Below are 15,095 nucleotides of genomic sequence, written 5' to 3'. Positions count from 1 at the left end.
GAACCTCTTGTTTCGGGTAGGAAAAATGCCCTGCTCAGCATCGGCACTGCACGGGTCATGGCGATCACGGCACCTTAACGATACCAAGGATGCGTTCGATGATCCGGTCGGTAGTGATCCCGTCCGCCTCCCCTTCGTAAGTAAGGAGGATGCGGTGTCTCAGCACATCGTGGGCAACGGCCTTGATGTCCTCGGGAATTACATAGCCGCGGCCGGCGAGGAGTGCATGAGCCTTGCCGCCGAGCACTAAAAAGATCGTGGCACGGGGCGATGCACCGAGCGCGATGTACTTTGCCTCTTCGATCCCGTAGGTATCCGGGTGCCGGGTCGCGTCCACGAGCTCGCAGGCATACTTCTTGATCGCAGCGTCCGCGTACACCTTCTGGGTGAAGGCCTGGATCTCGAGGATTTTTTCTTTTGTCACGACCTTTCGTGGGGTGATCGTCGTCCCTTCCGTGAACCGGTCGAGAACGGTAACCTCGTCGTTCTTCTCCGGGTAGGTCATGAGCACCTTGAACATGAACCGGTCAACCTGCGCCTCGGGCAAGGGGTACGTGCCTTCGGACTCGATCGGGTTCTCGGTAGCGAGGACAAAGAACGGTTTGGGGAGCGGGTGGGTCTCTCCCTGGATTGTCACCTGGCGCTCCTGCATGGCTTCGAGAAGGGCGGACTGCACCTTGGGCGGCGCCCGGTTGATCTCGTCCGCGAGCACGAAGTGGGCAAAGACCGGGCCCCTGATCGTAGAGAACGTGGAGTCTTTCTGGTTGTAGATCTTCGTGCCCATGATATCGGCAGGCAGCAGATCGGGCGTGAACTGGATCCGCACGAAGCTGCAGTCAATGCACTGCGATAGGGTCTTGATGGTGAGCGTTTTTGCAATGCCCGGCACCCCTTCGAGGAGTACGTGACCGTCGGCACAGAGACCGATCAAAAGCCGGTCGATCACATCGCGCTGGCCGACAATGACGGTCTTCATCTCACTGCGGAGCTGGTCCAATACCTCAGCATAACCCTTTGCCTGACTAGTCAGGCTGCTTATTTCGGCATTCATTTAATATACCTCGCGGCGGGATGAAGGACTGGTGAAATTGTCCTGCCGCACTGCTTTTTTTAGAATAGGATCGGGGTGTTTGTCACGGCTGCATTTGTGCCGGGGGACGTACGGAGATCTCTTATCCCGTTCCGCTGCCCCTTCCATTCCGGTTATCCGCCTTTTGTATGATCCCGGGATATCTGGAGGATGGTTTAAATGCTTTCCTTGGGGCAGCTGGTGCAGGATAAATGCTTTCCGGGACAATGCGTGCAGGAGCGCAAATATCCTGCCATACTTATCCCTGTGCCCGAATTGACGGACGGTACACCTGCCCGCCGGGCCGGGTTGCTCCCGAGGGAGAATCCCGCACATCAGGCAGCGGAAAACGAGAGTGGGATACCCCTGGATACAGCAGGAGCCCGGCCCGTTCGTAAACCACGGGCAACCTGCAGGTACGGAACGGTGCCGGTTCCTGTGTAGGGGGATTTGATCGGTTTTCCCGTGGTGCAAATATCCTGCCGAACCCGACAGATCGTGCACAGGAACACTCCTCTTAGTCCACAATACTGGTGCACAAACACATCAAAACGCTCATTAAGTGCACCACCAAACAGTAAAGGCATGGTGCGGTACTCGGTATCCATGGACGATACCCTGACAGAGAAGATCGACAGGGCATGCGAACAAAAAAAGATCTCCCGGTCCGACTGGATCGCGGAGGCATGCACCAGCCAGCTCAGCAGCGGCGGTGCAGCAACCCTTGCCTGTATGGGACAGACGGATGGCAAGCCGGAACCCAATATGACCGATTACGATGAGACCTACCGGGACTTCCATATCGATGTTCCCGAGTACTTCAATTTCGGTTTCGACGTGATCGATGCCTGGGCCAAGAAGGACCGGAACAAGCTTGCCATGATCTGGACCAACCAGAAAGGCGAAGAGAAGAAGTTCACATTCTGGGACCTGATGCGGAGCTCAAACCAGGTCGTGAACATGCTCATCAAGTACGGCGTCAACAAAGGCGACCGGGTCATGATCATGCTCCCGAGAGTCCCCGAGTGGTGGATCGCTACGATTGCGCTCATCAAACGTGGTGCAGTCTACTGCCCGGCGCCGACCATGCTGACCGAGCACGACTTAAAGTACCGGATCAATGCCGCAGAGATCAAGATGGTGATCACCTCTCTTGACCAGGCCGACAAGATCGATGCCATTGCAAAGGACTGCCCGTCCCTGACCTGCCGGTTCTTAATCGACGGGAAACGCGAGCACTGGATCAGTTACCCGGTCGAGCTCGACTACCCGGCGCCGGTCTCGGCAAAACTGGTTAACCTCCCCGGCATGAAAAAGACCAAGGCGACGGACCCGATGGTGATCTTCTTTACTTCGGGCACCACGGGCGAGGCAAAGATGGTGCTCCACTCCCAGAGCTATGCGCTCGGCCACATCGTGACCTCAAGGTTCTGGCACGATGTCCACCCTACCGATCTCCACTTCACTTTCTCAGACACCGGCTGGGCAAAGAGCGCATGGGGCAAACTCTACGGTCCGTGGCTCCAGGGTGCCGCGATCTTCGTGTACGATATCCGTGGCAGGTTCAATGCAACCGAACTTCTCCCGCTCATCGAGCGGTACGGTATATCCACGTTTTGCTGCCCGCCCACGATCTACCGGATGCTGATCCTCGCCGATCTCGACAAGTTCGATTTTACCGAGCTCCGGCACTGCGTGAGCGCCGGCGAACCGATCAATCCCGAGGTCATCAAGGCCTGGAAGGATGCAACGGGCCTGACCATCTACGAAGGATACGGGCAGACCGAGATGGTGCTCTCGATCGGGACGTTCCCCTGCATGAAACCCAAGTTCGGGTCGATGGGCAAGCCCTCGCCTGGCTGGGTGGTGGAGCTCCACGACGAGAACGGAAAGCCGGTCGGGGTCCACGAGGAAGGGCGGATCGCGATAAAGTGCGACCCGAAACCGGTCGGGATGTTTGTTGAGTACCTCAACAATCCCGAGGAGAACAAGAAGTCCTTTATCGACGGCTGGTATTATACCGGCGACAAGGCCTACAAGGACGAGGACGGCTATCTCTGGTTCATCGGCCGCGACGACGATGTGATCAAGGCGTCCGGGTATCGTATCGGCCCATTCGAGGTCGAGAGTGCGTTAATCGAGCACCCGGCCGTGCAGGAGGCCGCGGTCGTGGGAACGCCGGACGATATCCGGGGGATGATCGTCAAAGCGTTTGTGATCTTACGGGAGGGCGTCCAGCCCTCGGAAGCGCTTGTAAAAGAGCTCCAGAGCCACGTGAAAAGGGTGACGGCGCCGTACAAGTACCCGCGTGCGATTGAGTTTGTCGATTCGCTCCCAAAGACAATCTCCGGGAAGATCCGGCGCATCGAGCTCCGCGAGCGGGAACTCAAAAAATACATGAACGGGCAGAAGCACTAACTCTCATGCCTGTTTTTGCACCCCCTATTTTCCCGCACCTTTATTACACCGTGCACATAATCTATTAAGGCGCAAATCATCCGGCGCGAGGGTAGCCAAGCCAGGTCAACGGCGCCAGGTTCAGGGCCTGGTCTCGCAGGAGTTCTTGGGTTCGAATCCCATCCCTCGCATTTTTTCTTATCTTTTCGTGTGTTTTCTCCCGCTTCATGACAAGAAGTACATGCCGACAGTCCTGGCTATTTCCAAAAACAGGTGTTGCGCTGATAATTCCAAAAAATATCCGGCATCGTTGCCGGACTTTTATAAAAAAGCTGATCAACGCAATCGAACTTTCCAAAAAAAGTTAATCGCCGTTACCGGACTTTTCTAAAATAGTTGATCAACGGCATCGAACTTTTCAAAAAAAGTTCACCGCTGGTATCGAACTTTCCGGAAAAAGTTCGGTTCCGGAAGCCGGCTTTTTTTTAGAAAAGTTTGGCTCATGCCTCCTACCCCTCCCCGAAAGTTCCGGGCGGAGGGGTGCCATCCAAAATTCCCGACACCCCCCTCCCCCCGGTTTTATTTTTTTGGCTAACGTACCCCCACCCCCCGTTCCGTAAGAGAGAGGAGGAACTACCCCCCCTGTTTCTCATCCCTAAAGGTGTGTTTCGCATGGAACATAAGGTGAAAGAGGGGGGTAGGGACCACCCCTTCGGTCGCGATCAGGGAGCAGGGTAATCGCATGGCAGGGAGGGGGTACTCCCCTCCACGTACAAATGAATTGTGCCCCCCACCCCTCATTCGGAAATTTTCGTGTCGGCCCCCTCCCTCCCTGTTTTGTAAAAGAGAGGGGACCTCCTCCTCATCCTTTTTTGGAGTCTTTCTTTGCGGGTTTACGGAATCGTATCCAATAAATGACAACACCCAGTAACCCTGCCACTACACAGACCACCAGTCCCATTATCAGAAGGAGAGGATCGCCAACAAACGGTATCCCGGTTGTGACATTGTCCATGCCTGCGGGGGTTGAGGAGGATGCAGGAGATGCTGGTTCGGGCGAGGTCTGAACCGGAATATTCTGGTGTTTTACACTGACGAGGCCGAAAGTGGAGAATCCTTTGGGCGAACTTCCCACAAATACGAGATTTTCGGCAGGGTCCGTACCGGAATAATTTGTCACAAGCAGCTCGGCAGTTCCGTCATCATCCAGACGGGCAATGGTGATGGCGGAGATTCCCCCATATGCATGGACCCATTCCGGCGAGATGGTCATCGTTACGGTCGCCGGACCGGCTGCGGTAAGGTTGATAGTATCCACCGAAGCGCTGTAAGCGATCCCGGTTAGTTCCCCGGAAGCACTCTCCGCGGCAGACCGGAATGCATCTACAATGTCACGGTTAATCGCCTGGGGGATAGCAATGGAGATGACGGCATTCTCCGGAATTCCTGTTATCGGAGTACTGACCGCAACAGAGACATTACCCGCATCCGTTTGTGCAAAAGCCGGTGCTGTACTTACACCAGCTCCTGAGATCGTGCCGGAAATTACATCATTTTCCATATGGGGAATGTCACGGGTTTCAAGCGTCAGGGCAAACCCCGGCTGGTTGATGGTGATAACGTTACCCTGTACGGAGATATTGGCACCGGACTGTTCGGCCAATCGGGTGGCAAGGTGAAGGGTTGGTAACCCAGCTGTGTCCCGGGTTGCCATGAGTCCCGCAACCGAAAGCGACCGGGTTGTCACGGTCACGTTTTTCTCATACGGCGCCCGTTGGGGTGGCAGGGCCGGTGCAGCCGGCGGTGCTGCAGGGGCACCGAACAGGGCGGAGAAGAACCCTCCAGCCTGGCCTCCATCGCCGCTCCCGCCCCCTCCGCCGGTATCCCCGCCGCCGGAATTACCTCCCCCATTGTTGCCACCCGTTGACGCTACCGCAGCTATACCGAAGACCGAAAGCCCGTGGGGGGAGACTGCTTCGAAATAATCGGTTGAGCCGGAACTGGTCGTATAGTGCGTAGTCAGTACTTCTTTTCTCCCGTCCTCCCCGGATCGCAGGATTTTGATGGCACCCCGGCCCCCGTTTGCATCCACCCAGGCATGGTCGATCCCCAGATTCAGGGTCACGCCGTCACCGCCCAGATTGGCATTCACGGAGTCTGTATTCGTGAACTCCACGGTATATGCCACCGATTTGATATCGAGACTGCTGCTCGTGGCTGCAAGCTGGAAGGCACTGGTCGCGGAGCTGGTTGCACCTGCGATGATATTCTGTTGGAGGGGAGTTCCGGTCACCGGTTGAGTTAAGGGGACACTAATCTTGGTGCTGACCGCTCCGACACTCCCGCCAAGATCGGTGGTCACCGGGGTGCTTTCCATGACCACCCTCTGGACATTACTGATGCTGATATTCAGCCCGGCATCCTGTTGTACGGTTCCGGTATATTTCAGGCTGGACCACCCGTTTCCCGGATTACTGACGGTAACTGTGTTTCCGGAAACAGAAGTAGTCCCGGTGAGCGTAGAATGGGTGAGATTAACCTGCTGGGCGCCGTTCGTTGTGGTTGCGGTAACCCCGGAGAACGTGGTTCCCTGGCTTTGGGTGGCGACGGGAGTCCCGGTGGAATAAAGGGTGGTAAACGTTGCATCCCCGCTGGTGGCGGAGATGCTGTCTATTGTCGTGGATCTTACCCGGTAATGGTATGTTGTATGAGAAGAGAGGCTGTACAATCCTATCATGTGCGAGGATTTCATCACCGCATCCGAGCTCGTTGAACCATAGTCGGTAGTGGTGCCGTATTCAACGGTACTGTTCGCATTACCGTTCGTTTTCCATGTGATGGTGGCATTTTTATCATCGATCCCGGTAGCTGAGATATTGTAGGTAATCAGTGCGATGTCCCCGGAAAGGGTCATTGTCCCACCGGTTCCCGCGTATGAGGGAGCAATAAGAAATCCTGATGTCAGACAAAGAAAAAAACCGAGAACAATCAGGCCGGAAAAATGATTTTGATTCATTCCTGTTTCCGGATGCTCCTTTTAACCATAATGCCAGCAATAATAAGTGAAATAATAATCACGGTCAGAGAGAGGGGACTCTGGGTGGCAGCCGTCCCGGGAGTGGATCCTGAAGTAGCACTACCTGTGGTTGATGATGAGATCATGACTGCCCAGACACTCAAGTGGTTGGTCGTGGTAGTCAGTGTGGTTTTCCCTGCATCTACCTGCGTGGGCAGGATGACCCATGCATTCTGGGCAGCATCATAGTAGGAGAGTTTTAGTTTTGAAGTATCTCCACCTGCGCCTGTGAGATCGTCTGCCGAATAGGTGACTGTGACCGTGGCGTCCTTGCTAAGTAACCCTGATAGCCCGGTGATCTCAAAACAGGTTGCCCCAAGACCTGCATCCGTTGGTGCTGAGGGTAGTTTGTCATGCGAGTACGGCTTCAGGGTCACCACGGCATCACCCAGCATTGCACCCTGTGGAAATGAGATCGAGTACCGGCCATCCGGGGATGTCAGGGTTCCGGCACTTCCCGGGGTGAGCGTGATGCTGGACTCGGTTACCGGCGGTACATAATTCGACTTTACGGAGAATATTGAAGCTTTCTCATCGAGAACCTGCCCATTCTCACGGAGAACCTTTGAATCGACGGTGTATGTTCCCTCTGGTAGGTTTTTTACTTCCGGCTGTACGATATATTGAACGGTATTACCGGGAATAACAGAGTTCTCTGACGGTTGTGTAGTGCCTGTTGCCAGTATGTTCTTATTGGAGTCAGTGACCGTAACACTGTTTATGGTATACCGATAATGGTAATTTCCTGTGTTCCTGAATGTGGTAGTTACGATTACCGGTTGACCCGCCGTCAAATCTCCCACATTTACATTTTCGATGCTACCGGTCAGTGACGGTTGTGTTTCTGAAACCGTGATCAAGACGGGTATAACGACTGCTGTTGCAATCGTTGCCTGTCCCCCGGCAGCCGGGATGGAATGTACGTAAATGATCGCATATCGTCCTCCCGGTCCCACATTCTTTGGGAGTGTGATCGTTGCAGTTACCTGTTGTGTCATGCCGGGCTTCAGGTGGATGGTCGTATTGTCAAGAGAGATAAAGGTTCTCGCCGAGTACGGGTTCGTGTCGTTTGCGGGATCCACAGGTACAAACCCTGTGTCCATTGACTGACCGAATCCCATTACCTGAACAGATATATCTGACGGATCTTCATTTGGTCCGATCCCAAAGCTCATCCTGAAGGTGTCCGTTCCACCTGGTGCGATACTGCCGACATATTTTGTTCCGGTCCCACTCATCGCCGGTACAGGTACACTAAAAAAGAGCATTGCCAGTATCAGGAACCCTATTTTCATTACCTTTCGTGTATCTGGATCTCCCATCTCAAATCTCCTCACAAAACAATATACTAAACCGAATATATCATTTGTTATATCTTATTATGTCCGATTGCGGAGTAGCAGGAAAAATACGGCGGCCGTTCTTTCCGAAATTGCCTTATTCAGGTTTTGGTTCTGGATACCTGTCTGTTGTCATGCTCCGAAACATGTTTGTTGTTGGATGTTGTAGCCCGTAACCCGTAACCGTCAAAAAAGAATGTTTTATCCCCAATGATGGCGATCAAGCCGAGGTTGAATAGCTAACGGTGATGGTCATTGCGTAACCGGTGTCTGCAGGATCTGTCGCTGAGACGGTCTGTTCAATATACAATGGAATGTCTGTTGCGGGAAGACTCCCGGTACCATGAACTAAGGTTGTGGCACCAGTAGTTAATGTCTGGGCACTTCCTAACCCGGTGATTCCACTTCCTGATTGATCCGTTGCGTTTTTAATCGTCATAGCTGCATTGAGTGTGTGACTGCTGTGAGTCATTTTTGCATTATTTCCTGCTACTTTTAAATACCATGTATCATCATTGGTGTAGAACCCTTTGATGACAGCCCACTTTCCCGTTGCATCGGGATGGGTTGGGGAAATGGTGTTCGAGGCTATGGCGAAGGTTCCGAAACTCAAAGTACCATTATCGATTGTAATATCATAATGCTGACTTTGGTCACCTGATGTACCAATGGTTCCTGTATCCCCTGCCATCACCGGCACCGCCATCGTGGCGAATGCAATGATCAATACCCCAACCATAATCCAGATTTTGGTTTTCATGTTTTGCCTTCTCCGTGATCAAATAGATCAAACTTAAAATAAATTTTAATATATATATTAAACTTATGAAATGTGTTCCCCAAAAATGCGGCAAAATGCCACGCTGAAAACCGTGAACGGTTACCCATCCCACGTTTTTTTCATAAATGCGAAATTGCGGGCTATATTTGATGCAAATAGCAGAAATCGCCGTATTTAATAAAAAAACGTCATAGTGTATATTTTTATAACTATAATTATAAATATAATTTAGTGGGAATAGACCTCGGTCGGAAATTTAGCCTGCGATACTTACCGGAATGTATCGCAGGAATCATGTTTTGTGCATGCGCGTTTCGCCTCTCCCCACAATTCCCCCCAAAGACGTGTTTTGCGTCGAGCTTCCGGCAAGCGGAAGATCGATCCTTCACGGTTCAGTTCCTGATCATGATGGAGCTGGCCAGTGGTTACACAAAAATCAATGACCGGTCCTCCCACTGCTGCCTCGCGCGTCCGGCCTCCCCAACCTATAAAAAACGGGGCAGAAATTATGAACAGTATGCATTTCCGGGGCATGTACGGTGCATAATTCTTTTAAAGCCCGGCACGTATAGAGGACACTAGATAGAATGATCCGGCTTCTTGTGCCGGATTAGTGTTGGATATGACCGTCAGTGTCATCAGCGACGACGATGATGAAGAGGCCAAACGGTTCGCGTTTTCCCTCTCTTTTGTAATGACATGCAGCATGCCGTATGGCATGCAGCGTGCGGTATTCGATCAGGGTTCAGCCCGGTGTACTTCTCCTGTCAGGGTCAACGGCAGCAGCTTCTGCCCTGTACGCGATACCCCCGGCCACAGAGCAACCACAGCGTGTGCGGACAACGGGCTGATCTGCGGATGAACGATAGATGGGGCAATACTCCGCAGTCCGACGAAGGACTGCAGACAGAATCAGCCATGGCAGGCGGCCCCGCCAATGTCATTACCCGGCCAGGCATGAACCGGCGGGCAGCGGCAAGGGCGGCGTTCCTTGAAGAGCCGCACCTGAAACCTGCCGGCAAAAACGCCCATGCCCGCCTTACGCAGAAGCACGAACCGCCGATGCTCCGCGACTCCCTCGCGATTGTCCACCGTGACCACGCCAGCCACGTGATCGCCGAGGATTACTCCTACAAGACAGAGGCCTATTACACCATCCTCCGGCACGAACTCGAGGGAGAGGACATCCGGCCTTCCAGCCGGGCGGTACTTGACGCCTTTGTCGTGCCCATCTGCCTTGAGCGGGCAAAACGTGCGGGAATCCCCGTCATGGAATGGGGCATATCGCAGGCCTACGTGCCGCTGCCGGCGATCCTCTACGGCCTCAACTACTTTGCCACTGCATCGGACTTCTTTGTGGTGCAGGACAACGAGCAGGCAAAGGACGTGGTCAAGCATATCACCAACAAGGGCAAGTACCCGTTCTGCTACCAGAAGCTCGGCGACGATGCGATCCTCCACACCTGCACCGCGGTCTTTGGCCGGACCACCGGGAGCTGTGCTGCCATTGGCGGGTATGCTGCGATGATCTACGATCTCTTCCATATCCCGCTCGTGAGCATGGTCTTTGTAAAGACCGGGAAAAATTTCGCGCTTTCGAGCCTTGCCCCCACCCGGTACACCCACCTCTCCGCACAGGAACGCTCGCTCCTTGCCGCGTACCGCGACGAGCAGGAGTTCTTATGAGCCGGCTTGGCATTTTCGTGGACCGGAAAACCCTCTCGAATGCCGAGCAGCTCGGGGCCCTGATCCACTGCCGCGACGTTGCCGAGGAGATGGGCCACAACGTGGACTTCCTCTTCCCGGTCGATATCAACAAGATCCCCAAAATGGACGCGCTCTTCATCCGGGCCCGGACCGACCCGATGAACATTACCTATGTTGCAGCGAGGATGGCAGACTTCCACGGGATCCCGGTCATCGACGATTCCGACTCGATCCAGATCTGCGGCGACAAGATCAACATGTACTCCCACCTGCTAAGAAAGAACGTCTCGCTCCCAAAGACCGTCTTCCTCTCGAAAAACGATCTCTCGGTGGAACGGGTGAGTCAGCTTTTCGACACGCTCGGGACGCCGCTGATTGTCAAGGAGCCTTCGACCTCGTTCTCGCTCCGGGTGGAGAAAGTCACCGATATCGCCGGCTTCTTCCGGGTTGCCCGGCGGTTCATCAAGATGTCGGACTGGATCGTTGTCCAGCAGTACGTGGAGAGCACGTACGACTGGAGGGTCGGGGTACTCGACGGGAAACTGTTGTACGCCTGCAAGTACACGATCCCCTCGGTCACCTTCAAAATCCAGGCCTCGGTAAACGGCCACATTGTGTACTGCGGTGTCGAGAGCGTTCCCGCGGAGGCAGTCCCGCCCCACGTAATCCAGCTCGGGATCGATGCGGCAAATGCGATAGGAAACGGCCTGTACGGCGTGGATATCAAGAACAGCAATGGCGATGCGTGCGTTATCGAGGTAAACGACAACCCCTCGCTCGAAAGCGGCGAGGACACGTTTTACCCGAACGTGTACGAACGGATCGTAAACCACCTTTTTGCAAGTTAAGGATAGGAAAAATACCATTTCAGGCGTGATTTTGTATGACGGAAAACTGGCTGCTTCGTGCCGAAGCTATCTGTATGGACTGCGGGGGTCACTGCTGCGATGAAGCGCATCCCCCGATTTCGAAGAACTGTCAGGAACGGCTGATAAAAGAGGGGGTATCCCCGGACGCATTCGAGGTAAAGGGCTACCGGCGCCTTAAAACGCACGCCGACAACACCTGCTACCTCATGAAGAACGGCAAGTGCACCATCCATGCGGTAAAACCCGAGACCTGCCGGGCCGGGCCGTTTACCTTCGACGTGAACGGGGACATGATCCGGATCTTCCTCAAGCATCCCTCGATCTGCCCCATCGTGACGCTCTTAAAGGACGTGCCGGCTGCGTACGACCAGCAGTACGACTGTGCCGTGAAAAATATTACCCTCCTTGTCGCAAACCTGACCGATGAGGAGATTGCGGAGATCAACAAGATCGACGAGCCCGAGACCGACCTCGTCGCCGAGATTCCGCGGGAATACCGGGCGTTATGACAATCGGAACAGAGCATGAGTTCTCGGTAAACGACGATCATTTTACCGCGCTGCCTGTCTCGGACCAGATCATAAAGGCGATCTGCGGGAGTTTCGAGAGCGAGATATCGTTTGGCGATGTCCGTCTGGGTAAAGAGCTCCAGAAGACCGTCATCGAGATGCTCCCGAAGGTGCCTGCCGATGGCCCGGCGGTACTGGAAATCCAGCTCGTGCAGGGGATCAACCGTTTCTACCGGATCTTCCCGGACCAGTACCACCTGCTCGGCCTCGGCATGCACCCGACCGTGACGCTCGACCGGACCTCCGTCTGGGACCACGACGAAGGGGAATACTACGAGTGCTACGACCGGCTCTTCAACATCCACCAGCACGGGTGGCTCAACATCCAGGCGCTCCAGGTCAACCTCTCGTATGCAAACGAAAAAGACCTGCTCATGCAGTACAACCGGATCCGCACCTTCCTGCCGTACCTGGTCGCCATCACGGCGTCGTCGCCCATGGTCGAGGGAAAACTGACCGGGGTAATGGACAACCGACTCGTCTATTACCGGAAAAACCAGGAGCAGATCCCGGCGATCTGTAACGGGATCGTCCCGGAGCGGCTCCGCTCGGTTGCGGAATACAACGCGTTCCAGGAGACGATCTTTGCCGAACTCCGCACCCGTGATGCGGAGATCCTCTGCGAAGAGTGGCTCAACTCGGGCGGTCTTATCATCCGGTTCTCCCGGCAGTGCCTCGAGATCAAGGCAATGGACGAGCAGGAGTGCATAAAGTCCGACATGGCAGTGGCCGCATTCGTACAGGCCCTGCTGCGCTGCCCGACGCTTCCCGTGGAATCGGACCGGGATGCACTCCTCGGACTCATGGAGACGGCGATACAGAAAGGGACGGTCGGTCTCCGCCCGGAACTTGTGGCCCTTTACGATCATGCCTGGAAGAAGGCAACGCCGGAGGAAAAGCAGTACCTGCCGATAATCGAACGCAGGATAAAAAACGGCAGCCTTGCCGAACTGATGGCGGAACGCTACCGCAGGGAAAAGCAGATCGAACCGATCCTTGCTGATATGGCCCGCTGCCTGCAAAAGAACACGCCATACGGCATGGATTAATCTCCTCCTCCCCTTTTTAGCCATCTCCCGAAAAACGATGCATTCCCGTACCAGGGTAACCCTCATTAACCTGGTGGCCGGAACAATCAGTAAGGAGTTTTTTTCACTATGACCCGCACCCTCCTTTCCGAAGCCGACGGCTATGCACTGCTGAAACAATACAGGATACCGGTGCCCCGCTTTGCCGTCGCCAGAACCGCTGAAGAGGCGGGACGGGCCGCAGGGGAGATCGGCTTTCCGCTCGTGGCAAAGATAGTCTCGCCGGATGTGGTCCACAAGAGCGATGCGGGGGGCGTCATCACCGGTATCACAACAGCGGCAGCGGCAGAACAGGCGTTTCTTGCCATCACGCAGAACATCCATGCGGCCTTTCCCGGTGCGGAGATCCGGGGCGTGATCCTCGAAACAGAACAGGTCCCGGGTCTCGAACTGATCGTCGGGGGAAAGACCGATCCGGCGTTCGGGAAGGTACTTACGATCGGGATGGGCGGGACGCTCGTGGAACTGCTCCGCGATGTGGCGATCCGTATCCTCCCGGCGGACGAGAACGGGATACGGGCCATGGTCCGCAGCCTGAAAGGCTACCCGCTGATCGCGGGGTACCGTCACGCAGCGCCGCGGGACGAGGATGAATTTGTCCGGATCACCGGGGCGCTTGTGCGGATGTTTCTCGAGCACCCCGGGATCAGCGAGTTCGATATCAACCCGGTCATCCTGTACGGGAAGGGGTGCTGTGCAGTGGACGCACGGATCTACACCGATGACTCTGCGGCACCTCTTCCGGAGACCGGCGCCGGGAGCCCGGTGCCGGCCGGACTGCTCTCCGGGATCCGTTCGGTCGCCGTAGTCGGGGCATCGCAGGACCCGGACAAGGTGGGGTACGCAATCTGCCGGAACATGCTCTCGTTCTCCGGCGATCTCTACCCGGTCAACCCGAAGAGCCCGGCAATTCTCGGGAAGACTGCCTACCCCTCGCTGTCTGCGATACCCGGGCCGGTGGATGCTGCCGTGATCGCCATCCCGGCCCCCGGCGTCCCGGCAATTGTCGAAGAAGCAGGAAAAAAAGGAGTCCCCCTTGTCGTCATCGTCTCGTCCGGCTTTAAAGAGACCGGCGCCGCAGGCCGGGCCCTCGAAGATCAGATCCTTGCCACTGCAAAAAGATACCACATCCGTATCATGGGTCCCAACTGCCTCGGGTTCATGGTCCCGGCGCAGGGGATCAACACCACCTTCGATACCCTCTCCCCCCGGCCCGGCTCCATTGCATTCATCTCCCAGAGCGGGGCGATCATCACGACCATTGTCGACTGGAGCCTGCCAGAAGAGATCGGGTTCTCTTCGGTTATCTCGGTGGGAAACCAGCTCGACCTTGCCTTCGAGGACTTCATCCAGAGTGTTGCGGCAGACCCGGCAACAAACGCCATCATTCTCTATGTTGAGGAGATCAGGAACGGCCGGCGCTTCCTTGAGATCGTACGTGAGATCACGGACCAAAAACCCGTGATCGCAATAAAATCCGGGTCATCTGCCATCGGGCAGAAGGCAGCCTCATCGCATACCGGTTCCCTTGCCGGGAGTTTTGCCGTGTACCAGGCCGCATTCCGGCAGGCAGGGATCATCCCGGCCCGCTCGATCCGGGAAGCATTCCAGGCCGCAGAACTGCTCGCTTCCGAGGGATATCCCGAAGGGATACGGGCGGTCGTGATCTCGAATGCCGGGGGTTTTGCCGTCCTTTCTTCGGATTATGCGGAGCGGTTCGGGATAACGCTCGTGGAGTTCCCAAACGAGATCGTGCAGGAACTCGATGCCATCCTCCCGTCTAACTGGAGCAGGGCTAACCCGATCGACATGGTAGGCGATTCGCATCCCGACCGGTATGCAAAAACCTTTGACGTGATGATCCGGCACCAGGATCTCTGGGACATTGCCTTTGTGATTACCGCCCCGACCGCCCTGTCGGATCCCCTGCGGGTGGCTAACGAGATCGTCCGGTTCTCCACGCACACCAAAAAGATGATCGTGGGCTGCATGATTGGCGGCGACTCCATGAAGACGCCGCAGCATATCTTAAAAGAGGCAAAGATCCCCAATTTCCCGGATCTCGAAGATGCATTCCGGACCGTGGGAAACATCTGCCGATACACCTGCCGGAACAATGGCGGGTCCTGCGGGTGTGCCAGGGGGGAACCGCTGGAGAAAAAGAGGCCCTGACCGGGCGGAACCATTGAACCCGGGCCA

At 55.4% G+C, this 15,095-nt stretch carries 11 protein-coding genes and 1 tRNA gene; 8 read left to right on the top strand and 4 right to left on the bottom strand.

What is annotated here, in order from left to right; translation table 11 throughout:
- Window positions 1-64: 64 nt before the first annotated feature.
- The gene (locus BP758_RS03825; protein ID WP_292368858.1) at window positions 65-1,051 is read right to left on the bottom strand and encodes an AAA family ATPase; all 987 of its coding nucleotides are present in this window, start codon (window positions 1,049-1,051) and stop codon (window positions 65-67) included.
- A 603-nt stretch (window positions 1,052-1,654) separates the two neighbouring features.
- Between BP758_RS03825 and BP758_RS03820 the strand changes: the two genes are divergently transcribed.
- Both BP758_RS03820 and BP758_RS03815 read left to right on the top strand, forming a co-directional pair.
- A complete protein-coding gene (locus BP758_RS03820; RefSeq protein ID WP_292368856.1) occupies window positions 1,655-3,487 on the top strand; it encodes an AMP-binding protein in 1,833 nt (610 codons plus the stop codon).
- An 85-nt stretch (window positions 3,488-3,572) separates the two neighbouring features.
- Window positions 3,573-3,657, top strand: a tRNA-Leu gene (locus BP758_RS03815).
- A 671-nt stretch (window positions 3,658-4,328) separates the two neighbouring features.
- Here the strand turns inward: BP758_RS03815 and BP758_RS03810 are convergent.
- The 3 genes from BP758_RS03810 to BP758_RS03800 all read right to left on the bottom strand — a co-directional run bounded on the left by BP758_RS03810 (window position 4,329) and on the right by BP758_RS03800 (window position 8,642).
- Window positions 4,329-6,380 (bottom strand): fibronectin type III domain-containing protein, encoded by a 2,052-nt coding sequence (locus BP758_RS03810; protein WP_292368854.1) that lies wholly within the window; start codon window positions 6,378-6,380, stop codon window positions 4,329-4,331.
- A gap of 98 nt (window positions 6,381-6,478) precedes the next feature.
- On the bottom strand, window positions 6,479-7,864 hold the full coding sequence (locus tag BP758_RS03805) for a hypothetical protein (protein WP_292368852.1): 1,386 nt from the start codon (window positions 7,862-7,864) through the stop codon (window positions 6,479-6,481).
- 238 nt (window positions 7,865-8,102) lie between these two features.
- Window positions 8,103-8,642: a hypothetical protein gene (locus BP758_RS03800; protein ID WP_292368850.1), complete on the bottom strand. Its 540-nt coding sequence runs from the start codon at window positions 8,640-8,642 to the stop codon at window positions 8,103-8,105.
- A gap of 643 nt (window positions 8,643-9,285) precedes the next feature.
- On the opposite strand from BP758_RS03800, the gene BP758_RS03795 reads away from it, so the two are divergent.
- From BP758_RS03795 to BP758_RS03770, 6 genes are all read left to right on the top strand, one after another.
- Complete coding sequence (locus BP758_RS03795) at window positions 9,286-9,525, top strand: hypothetical protein (protein WP_292368848.1); 240 nt, start codon at window positions 9,286-9,288, stop codon at window positions 9,523-9,525.
- Between the two features lie 56 nt (window positions 9,526-9,581).
- Window positions 9,582-10,349 (top strand): RimK-like ATPgrasp N-terminal domain-containing protein, encoded by a 768-nt coding sequence (locus BP758_RS03790; protein WP_292368845.1) that lies wholly within the window; start codon window positions 9,582-9,584, stop codon window positions 10,347-10,349.
- On the top strand, window positions 10,346-11,218 hold the full coding sequence (locus BP758_RS03785) for an ATP-grasp domain-containing protein (RefSeq protein WP_292368844.1): 873 nt from the start codon (window positions 10,346-10,348) through the stop codon (window positions 11,216-11,218). The genes BP758_RS03790 and BP758_RS03785 overlap by 4 nt, the downstream gene beginning before the upstream one ends.
- Window positions 11,219-11,253: 35 nt before the next feature.
- Window positions 11,254-11,748: a YkgJ family cysteine cluster protein gene (locus BP758_RS03780; protein ID WP_292368841.1), complete on the top strand. Its 495-nt coding sequence runs from the start codon at window positions 11,254-11,256 to the stop codon at window positions 11,746-11,748.
- Window positions 11,745-12,857, top strand: coding sequence for a glutamate-cysteine ligase family protein (locus BP758_RS03775; RefSeq protein WP_292368840.1), 1,113 nt, complete (start codon window positions 11,745-11,747; stop codon window positions 12,855-12,857). Before BP758_RS03780 ends, BP758_RS03775 begins: the two co-directional genes overlap by 4 nt.
- 108 nt (window positions 12,858-12,965) lie before the next feature.
- Window positions 12,966-15,068 (top strand): acetate--CoA ligase family protein, encoded by a 2,103-nt coding sequence (locus BP758_RS03770; protein WP_292368838.1) that lies wholly within the window; start codon window positions 12,966-12,968, stop codon window positions 15,066-15,068.
- Window positions 15,069-15,095: the final 27 nt, after the last annotated feature.

Source organism: Methanoregula sp. UBA64 (assembly GCF_002502735.1).
Classification (GTDB): domain Archaea; phylum Halobacteriota; class Methanomicrobia; order Methanomicrobiales; family Methanospirillaceae; genus Methanoregula.
This window is presented reverse-complemented; position numbering and strand designations above follow the sequence as displayed.